Genomic DNA, 3,522 nt, shown 5'->3' on the forward strand with positions numbered 1-3,522 from the left:
TTCTTCGGTGTCTTGAAGACCTCATTGAACAGGTTGAGCATGACCTGCCAGGAAGCCGAATCCGCGGCCGCGTCATAGCCCAGCGGCAGATCGTACTTGGCCGCCTTGGCATTCGACTCCGGATTGGTGAAGGCGTGCTTGGCGCCCGGATACTGGATCAGCGTGGTGCGCGTCTCGAGTGACTGGAAGGTCGCGACCAGCTTGTCGAGATCCTCCTGCGCCACCAGCGTATCTGCCGCGCCATTCTGGATCACGACCCGGCCGGCAAACGGCTCGGGCTCCGTCACGGCAATCGACGGGCTGCCATGGAAGCTGACGACCGCCTTGAGCGGCGCTCCGGTCAGCGCCATGTTGAGCACCACGGCACCGCCGAAGCAGTAGCCGATCGCCGCCATGCGCTCGCCATCGACTTCCGGGCGTGAGCGCAGCACCGCCAGCGCCGAATTGAAGCTGGATTCCGCCTTCGGCCAGTCGCTCATCACCGCAGAGGAGAAGGCGCCGGCCTCCTTGGGATGCTCGGCCGTGCGCCCACCGCCATACATGTCGACGGCCATGACCACGTAGCCAAGCCCTGCCAATTGTTCGGCGCGCTTGCGGGCGTAGCTGTTCAAGCCCCACCACTCATGCACCAGCAGGATACCGGGTCGACGCCCCTGCGCCTTGGCATCGCGTGCGATCAGGCCTACGTGCTCCTCACCATTGGCCCTATAGGTCACCGTCTCCGTGACCACCTGCGGCCCCTCGAGACGATTGACCAGCGGTGCATCCTCGGCGGCCATGGCCTGTCCGGCGGAAAATACCGACTGTGCAAACAACAGGGTGCCAGCGCACCAGCCACGTAACATTCGCATCGCCTACTCCTTGTATGACGTGATCCACTTGCATGACGCGATCCACAACCCGAGACACCGGCTGCAGGTGTGCCCGATTGATCACCGGTATTGGCTCAATTGTCCTCGCTCAAGGACTGCGATGCCAGCACCACCCGATCGCGACCGCTGCGCTTGGCACTGTAGAGCGCCATATCGGCACGGTGCAGGTAGCCATCCCGGGTCTCCCCCGGCAGCGGTGTCGCCACTCCCATGCTGATGGTGCAGCGCAGTATCAGCGACTTGAAGCGCACCTCCAGCGCCGCGATCTGCTGTCGCAGGCGCTCGGCCATTCCGACACCGGTGGCGGTACCGGCATCGGTGAGCAGGACGGCAAACTCCTCGCCGCCCAGACGCGCAAAGCAGTCATCGCGCCGCAGCTGGGCACGACACGCCTCACCAAGACTGATCAGCACCTGATCGCCCGCCGCATGGCCGTGAGTGTCATTGACGCGCTTGAAGTGGTCGATATCAAACAGGATCAACGCCATCTGCTCCCGCGATGACGAGCTCAGCAGGGTGTCGAGCGTGTCGAGGAAGCTGGCCCGGGTCATGGCGCCGGTCATGGCGTCCGTCATCGCTTCATGCTCGCGACGCTGCTCGACCAGCTTGCGCTCATGAATGTTGCGCGACACCGACAGCACGCGCTGATAACGCCCGGTGGCGGGGTCCATCGAGGGCGTCGAGATCGACTCGAACCACAGCGTATGCCCAGCCTTGTGTTGAATCCTGAAGTCGACTCGAAACACTTCGCCGAGACAGGCGGCACGATGGACCTCCTGCGCGATGCGCAGCATGTCATCGGGATGGATCAGCTGCTTGATCTCCTGGCCGATGATCTCCTGCGGGCGATAACCGCAGAGCTTTTCCACCGAGGGGCTGATGTACTGACAGATGCCGTGGGAGTCCTCGATGCTGACCAGATCGCTGACGGAGTTGAGGATGAAGCGATAGCGCTCCTCGCTCTGGCGCAGCTCATCCTCGATACGGTATCGAGCGGTGGCATCGTCACAATAGCCATGCCAGATCACGCCGCCCTCGGGGGAGTCGATCACCTGCGGCAGCCCGACACACGCCAGCCTGCGCTCCTGACCATCCGGATGCTGATAGCGTATCTCCGCCTCCCAGGGCGATTGCTGCCGGGCACTGGTCTGCAGTGACATGAGCAGCTGCTCACGCTCGCGACCCGCGATGCGCGCCAGCAGCAGCATGGGGTCGTCGATGACGGCCTGCGGGTCGAGCCCCAGCACTTGCGAGGCAACTGGCGAAAGGTAGGTATAACGCAGCTCGCCCTCCTGGCTCAGGCGACACTGGAAGACGACGCCGCGCATCTGCTGGACAAGGTTGTCCAATTGGCGCCGATGCGCTTCGCGCTGGGTGACATCACTGAGCTTGCCGAGCACGGCGGTGACCTCTCCCACAGGCGAGTAACTCAGCTGCATGTCATCCTGGAGATAGCGCTTGCGCCCATCCACATGCACGAAGGCGTAACACAGACTCAGACGACTATGGCGCTCCCGCACGGCCTCATCAAAGCGCTGCTGACAGATGGTCAGCTCATCCGGCGCCAATCGGGCCTGCCAGAGACCCGGGCTGGCCATCAGCAGGTCATGTGAAAGCCCGGTGAGCGCCTCGCTGCCTGCCGACAGATACTCCAATTCCTCTGGCGGCCATTCACCAGCGGTCGCGTAGTGCGCGCCGGGTGTCTCATCCACCCGCCGCGCCAGACGTTGCTGTTGATCGATCACATGCTCGAGACGTTGATGTACCTGGGTGATGTCGCGCGCCATCACGGCCACCTGACGCCCCTCGTCGGCGAGTGAGCGTCCCAGACTGACCATCTGCACGGATAACCTGGATTCCCCCCGCGGCAGCGACAGGCTGATATCGCATTGCCAGGGTTCGGCTCTCTCCAGGCTACGCAGGACATGAGGGAGGTAGAGGTGCTCAAGCGAGAGGCGGGAATGCGCACAGGCCGCATCGTGATAGAGATGCCAGGCCGGGTTGGCATGACTGATCACCAGGCTCTCATCCTTGAGCAGCAGGATCGCCATCGGGTCACGGCTGCGCACCATCATCAGACGATAGGCACGCGCCAGCTGCTGCTCCTGCTCATTGGCCTTGTCACGCTGCGTGATATCCGTCACTCGTCCACACAGCGGATGCCCCACACCGGAACTCCACAGACATTCCTCGAGCAACAACATCTGCCCGCTGCGGTCGCGCATGCGATACGTCGTGCGCTCGACCCGCCCCATCGAGGCGCGAAAGTCACTCAACCGCTGCCGGTCGGCGGTGATCACCAGCGAAAGCCAGAGCTCCGGCTGCTTGAGAAAATCCCGCACCGTATATCCCAGCAGGCGTTCCGCCGCTGCATTCATGGCAATCAGGCGCTGACCATCAGCACTGAGCGTGAACAACACATCTGCCACGACAGCATAATGATGCTGCAGCAAACGACTATCCGCGAATGATTCAGGCAACGTGAAACCCCTTCTCTGTCATGCGGTTTGCTCAAGAATGCCCTATCCATGGCGCTGGCAGCCAGCAGTACCCCCAACGCTTGGTTGCGCGAAGATCCGGGCAGATGACGGCATATGAACGATTGCGACCTTTGCCTTTGCGTCTGACTATCTCCCTTATCGGCAGCGCA

Annotated in this window: 2 protein-coding genes; both read right to left on the reverse strand. The window is 62.6% G+C overall.

What is annotated here, in order from left to right:
• Positions 1-851 (reverse strand): dienelactone hydrolase family protein (locus AC4FAH_RS00985; RefSeq protein WP_490245559.1); only part of this gene is annotated, 851 nt, incomplete at its 3' end.
• 95 nt (positions 852-946) lie between these two features.
• Positions 947-3,301 carry a sensor domain-containing diguanylate cyclase gene (locus AC4FAH_RS00990; RefSeq protein WP_490245560.1) on the reverse strand — a complete coding sequence of 785 codons (2,355 nt, stop codon included), beginning with the start codon at positions 3,299-3,301 and terminating at the stop codon, positions 947-949.
• Positions 3,302-3,522: the final 221 nt, after the last annotated feature.

Source organism: Cobetia sp., assembly GCF_983723665.1.